Below are 5,477 nucleotides of genomic sequence, written 5' to 3'. Positions count from 1 at the left end.
GCGCGCGTTGCAGGAGGCTGCGGGCGGATACCAGCACCTGCGGCGCCCGCGGAAGAGAGTCGAGCAGGCACGAAGCCTGACTTCCTGGGCGGTCAATTCGCGCGCTGGCCGGGGGAGGCAGTGCGGTGGTACGGACGGGTGTCAAATCGTTCTTAGGAAGTCGCGATCGAAGGTATCTCTCGTCTTTGATGATGTTCTAAGGTTGTTTCTAGGCCTGTAGCTACCGCTGGCGATCCACCCGCAAGGCCGCCATGTTACGGCGCGGCCGTCGTTTAGCCGAGTTGCCCCATGAGCAGAAACGCGTGTGCAATAGCGGGGGAGTGGTAGGCGAGGAGCAGGCTCAAGCACCACGGCACGAGTGAGGCCAGCGCTATCAGCTCTAACTCGGACGCCAGCGGGGATCGGGTTCTCACCGGCAGCTCAGTGGGCAAGGGAACGCCTCCTTTCCACGAAGCCCTATCGCGCGAGCGCAAGCACGTCGCCAGCAAGCGCCTTGAATTGACGGCCGTGGCTTCAATCGTTGCCCATGAATCGCAGCCGCAATGGCTTGAGCACGAATAAAGCCAATCCCACCACCACGAAATTCATGATGGCGGTCAACACGAATACCAAGTGCCAACCACCGCTCGCTGATTTGATGAGGTTGGCAACCGGCACGAGGAAGGCCGACGCGCCCTTGGCAGTGTAGAGCAGGCTGAGATTGACGGTTGCAAACTTGGTTCCGAAAGTGTCCGTGCACGTGGACGGGAATAGGCTGAAGATTTCACCCCACGTCAGGAAGATCAACGCAGCGAAGACAATAAATGCCCAGGGGGCGTGACCCAGAGTCCCCAGCAACCAATACGCTACACCGCCCAGACCGAACGCGATCGCCATGGTATATTCGCGGCCGATCTGATCTGAGATCCAGCCAAATAGAGGACGCGCTCCACCATTGCAGATGTTGTCGACGATCAGTGCTACGCTCAGCGCCGACGCGCCGAACAGGACGACCACGTCCCCAACATTGAAGTCCTTGGCAATGGGTGCGATCTGCGCCGTCGCCATCAATCCGCTGGCCGACACCAGGATGAACATGATGTAGAGCAGCCAGAAGACTGGAGTGCCCAGTACTTGCCGAGGCGTGTAGCTGCGCGCCGTCTGCATCACTCTTGGCGCGGCGACGCCGACCATCTCGCCGGGATCCGGTGCCCGCAAAAACCACGCAAGGACAAAAACAATCCCACCCTGAACCAGCCCGAACCAGAAGAAAGCTGCTTCGTAGCCGGCCGCATCAATGACCGCCCGAATAGGAACGACCGTCAGCGCTGCGCCGGCCCCGTATCCCGCCGCGGTAAGACCGACGGCCAAACCGCGACGGTCAGGAAACCACTTGACGGCTAAACCGACACAGGTCGCATACACCGCTCCGCCTCCCGTGCCGCCGACCACCGCACCGAGGTAGAGCATTGCGAGGGATTCTGCGTACGCATTGATAATCCAACCGAGAGCGACCAGGATGCCTCCAACTGCCACCACCAGCTTGGCGCCACGTCGCCCGCCGAGACTATCAACGATCCAGCCATGGATCGGCGTGAGCCAGGTCTCGAGCGCGATGAAGATGCTGAATGCAACCTGGATCGATGCGATCGACCAGCCATGCGCCTTGCTGATGGGATTGACGAAGAGCGTCCAACCGTACTGCAGGTTGGCGATGAGTATCATGCATAAGATGCAGCAGATGAGCTGAGTCCAGCGTGTTGCCGGAATGGCGTGCGATCGGGAATCTATTGCTGCTGTGGTCATGTTTCCGTCCCCTGTTGACGGCACTGATGTGCCGAAGCACGGTTGGCCGCTCATTCGCGCCAGGGACGCCCGCGTGCTTCTGAGTTTCGGGTCGGCTAGTTAGACTTTGATCTTGGGTCCCGAATGCGGGCCGCTTACTAGCCTGCCAAGTACGAGCTACGACTACATCTGACCGTTCAATAACGAGAGGTCCGGGAAGTTCCAGATAATGTTCTAGTCTTTCGGATTTTGGAAATAGCGAGTGTCGACGGCAACGCGAAAGCCGACTTTCGAGCCGAGGCAACTTCCGAGTGGATCAGTTGCCGACGTGCCTGACGGATCCGGTGCCGCTCTCTTTGCACCCGCGAAGCCGACATCGTGATCCTGATCGGCATTCGGTTCGCAGGTCAGAAAGCCGAACAAATCGCAGGCAACCTCGCTTTCGTTGGCCTACGCAGGCTGCCCCAGCGAGCCATCGCGTGCTCGCGCTTCGCCATTTTGCACGAGCGGCGCAGGATAATCGGGGAAGATGCTGGGCAGGAAGGCCAGGGTGCGGTGCTGGCTGGCATCGACGTCGAACGGGTCCAACATGATCGCGCGCGAATGGATCGGCAGGGCCTAGTCGGCCTGCCACGCGAGCTGTTCTCCGAAAGAGGAAAATAACGCGGCGCCGCGGCAGGACCCGCGGCGCTACCGGCAAGATGCCGGCGCTGCGGTCGGTCGCGACCGCAGCAAAAACAATAAGAGCGTCAGTGCGTGGTTGCGATCTCGAGCGCGATCTCGTCGAGGACGGCCTTCTCGAGGTCGGCATCATCGAGCTCGGGTTCCTCGGCATCGACGTCTTCGAATTCGCTTTCGTGCACTTCCTGGAGCTCGTGCGTATCGGCTTCGATGGCTTCGGCGGCAAGCTCTGCGGCAACCAGCGCCTCCGTCTCATCGGGAGCGGCATCCACGCTCTCGTTGGCGGCAGCCGCCGGCGCGACAATGGCCACCGGCGCGGCGGGGGCCGTTTGCTGCGGCGCCGCGTGGAACCAGGACGAGAATGTCTTCGCCAGACCGGCCTCGAACTCGGCAAGGCCGAAGTCCTTGCCGTCGTTGTTGGTGATGACGACCTGCCAGCCCTCGCTTTCCATCACGCGCGCGTTGGCCAGGACGATCAGCGCGCTCTCACGCTGCTTGCGCACCTTGTGCCCATCGCGCTCGGCGATCATTGTGTACGCCATGACCCGACTCCCCTCACGCTACATTCCTCAACCGTTAGTATTACGGCGGGGAACTGTGCACGGGCCGGGGCCGGATTGCGGTCACGTCGTGACAATTTGACGGCGCTGACGGCTTCCTGACCCGACGGATTGTCCGCGGAGGCAGCCGCTTCCAGAGTCTCAGCTGCAACAGCTGACAAAATTGTGGTGCACGGAGAAACGCGCGTGTTGAAGGCGCGTCTCGACGTGTCATGATTTGATTCTGCGGCGGCGGCGCTGCGTCGCTGATGGCGAGCAGCGGGGTGGGATCAAGGCAAATAGCAGGCAATCTGGGGGCGACGATGCGGACTGACGTGTTCGGGATACGAAACTTGACTCTGGCCGCGGCAGGCCTGGCGGCCTGTGTTGCGATGCTGCCGTCGGCGAGCCGCGCCTTCACCGAAGACGATCAGCGCCGGCTCTGCACGGGCGACGTCTTCCGGCTCTGCGCGTCCGAGATCCCCGACCGCGACCGGATCATCGCCTGCATGCATCGGCAGCGCGCCAGCTTGAGCGCAGGCTGCCGCAGCGTGTTCGGCAAGCCCAGCGAGCGCTCGGCCTCCGCGTCGGTGATGCGGTAGCATGCGGAGCGGCTGAGTGCTCGGCTTTGGCTGAACCACTGCCGCCATCGGGCTCCGATGGAATCCCTTCGCAACGCATTTTCGCGTTCGTCGCGACGAATGCTGCTGTCGATCTCCGTGAGCTTCTGATTTGACATTGCCTCGGCGGTATTCAGCTGCTGGGGGACAAGCGTCCAATCCACCCACCAGCCGACGCATGAGGAGCTTTGGGCGATGGCAGTTGTCCTGTCGTCGCCCGGGTTGGCAGGCGCATCTCGCCTTCGGGCCGTTCATCGTCGGTCTGTCGGCATCAAAGCGGAGCCGGCACCACCTGGACGCGCGCCATCATGCCTCCATCCTCATGCTCGAGGATATGGCAATGGTAGACGAACTCCCCAAGTTCGGCGAACGGGATGTCCAGCACCAGCGGGGTCGACTGGCAGTGCCCTGAGCGCCACTGCGCGATGGTGCAGACCCCGTTCTGGCTGTTACCAACCTGATCGGCGATCGTTGCGTCCGGCGTCGCCACGCCGAGCGGCATGTTGTCCTGCAACACGGTGCCCGCCGCCCCTTTTCTTGCGAAGCGGGTCTGGTGGATGTGGAAGTTATGGTTCTCGGTCGAGAGTTGGACCAGTTCCCAGTTCTCGCGCACCGGCGTCTGGCCGGGGCCGAGCGGCACGCAGACCGTGGTCTGTGAGGGGTCGAACTGGGCAAGCTGATCGGGCGCGGGTTTCTGAGAGCCGGGCACCACCCGGCCGTTCTGGTCAACTTCCTCATAGCCGAGCGCGAAGGTGTTGTTCACGGTCACGTCGGAGAAGCCGAAGAAGATGCGGCGACGATGGCCAGCTGCCAGTGCGGTGCATCCTGCCGGCGCCGCCGTGGCTGTCGCCGATGGTGCAGTCGCGGTGAGGATGCTGCTGTTCGGCTGGTTCAACGCCGCAGCATCGCTTGGTCCTCCCACCACCACCTGGGTGTTGGTGTATTGGCGGAGGCCCGACTGGTTGAACTGGACCTTGGCAAGGTCGACCGCAGGCCATGAATCGCCGGAGCCCATGGTGAGGCCGACCATCTTGAGGGTGGCCGAGGCGCCAGTCGGCGGCGGCGTGACCACGCCGTTTGCGTTGCGATAGGTGACCCATACCTCCGCGCGCGAGCTCGGCATCATGACGATCTCGTTGACGCAGACCGGCACGGTCGCGCCGATCGTCTGCGCATTCGGACAAGGCACCACCTTGAAACGATTGCCCGTCATCTGCGCCAGCGCCGACGGCGGCGTGTCCTGAGGCAGATGCACGGCGACCCCATCGATCGCGATCAATTGCACCGTCATCGGCTGATGGGTGTTATCGTCGACGAGCTGCAGATCCCAACTGAGGCTGCCAGCTCCGGTCCCAAGCCGCCAGACCTCGCCATCCGGCGCATTGACGGGGATGGTCGGATATTGCTGTCCGTTCACGGTCATGTACCACTTGCCGCCCGTGTAGTTATTACCTTCGTCGCCGCTGTTGTCGGCGCCGGGACAGGAGCCCTGCCGGACCTCGCCGCTGGCCGGAAACTGGCTGCAGAAGTCGGGGTCTTCCTGATTGAGCACCTCGCCATTCGAGACCGGCTGCGGTCCGCTGTCGAACCCGATGGTGCCGGCAGCGAGCACCTGGATCTCCTTCAACATCAGGTGCCGCACGTTGCTGTCGGGCCAGGACGCATTGGCGACGTCACCATGCACATTGTCGCCCACGCTGCCGATCGTGATCAGCCCGGACATGCCCGATACGAGCTGGTTGAGCGCGATGCCGTGGACATGCGGGTGAAACCAGAACAGGCCGGATGGATGATTGGACGGGATGGTGATGGAATAGTCGACCGTGTCCATCACGATCGGCCCATGCTGGTGGGTCGTTTGCGGCACCGGTAT

Annotated in this window: 5 protein-coding genes; 2 read left to right on the top strand and 3 right to left on the bottom strand. The window is 62.5% G+C overall.

Annotation, left to right across the window (positions count from 1 at the left end; all coding sequences use genetic code 11):
• Nucleotides 1-513: 513 nt before the first annotated feature.
• A complete protein-coding gene (gene oxlT / locus BRAS3843_RS16320; protein ID WP_050886446.1) occupies nt 514-1,785 on the bottom strand; it encodes an oxalate/formate MFS antiporter in 1,272 nt (423 codons plus the stop codon).
• Nucleotides 1,786-2,142: 357 nt separating this feature from the next.
• On the opposite strand from oxlT, the gene BRAS3843_RS40760 reads away from it, so the two are divergent.
• Nucleotides 2,143-2,427, top strand: a complete 285-nt coding sequence (locus BRAS3843_RS40760; protein WP_139024883.1) for a hypothetical protein — start codon at nt 2,143-2,145, stop codon at nt 2,425-2,427.
• Nucleotides 2,428-2,513: 86 nt separating this feature from the next.
• Here BRAS3843_RS40760 and BRAS3843_RS16310 read toward each other — a convergent pair whose 3' ends face one another.
• A complete protein-coding gene (locus BRAS3843_RS16310) occupies nt 2,514-2,975 on the bottom strand; it encodes a hypothetical protein (RefSeq protein WP_244425353.1) in 462 nt (153 codons plus the stop codon).
• A 362-nt stretch (nt 2,976-3,337) separates the two neighbouring features.
• On the opposite strand from BRAS3843_RS16310, the gene BRAS3843_RS16305 reads away from it, so the two are divergent.
• The gene (locus BRAS3843_RS16305; RefSeq protein ID WP_244425351.1) at nt 3,338-3,586 is read left to right on the top strand and encodes a hypothetical protein; all 249 of its coding nucleotides are present in this window, start codon (nt 3,338-3,340) and stop codon (nt 3,584-3,586) included.
• A 289-nt stretch (nt 3,587-3,875) separates the two neighbouring features.
• Here BRAS3843_RS16305 and BRAS3843_RS16300 read toward each other — a convergent pair.
• On the bottom strand, nt 3,876-5,477 hold a 1,602-nt coding region (locus BRAS3843_RS16300; RefSeq protein ID WP_139024882.1), incomplete at its 5' end, for a multicopper oxidase domain-containing protein.

This window comes from Bradyrhizobium sp. STM 3843 (assembly GCF_000239815.1).
Classification (GTDB): domain Bacteria; phylum Pseudomonadota; class Alphaproteobacteria; order Rhizobiales; family Xanthobacteraceae; genus Bradyrhizobium.
Note: the sequence above shows the minus strand (reverse complement) of the source record. Positions and strands in the feature narration are given on the sequence as shown.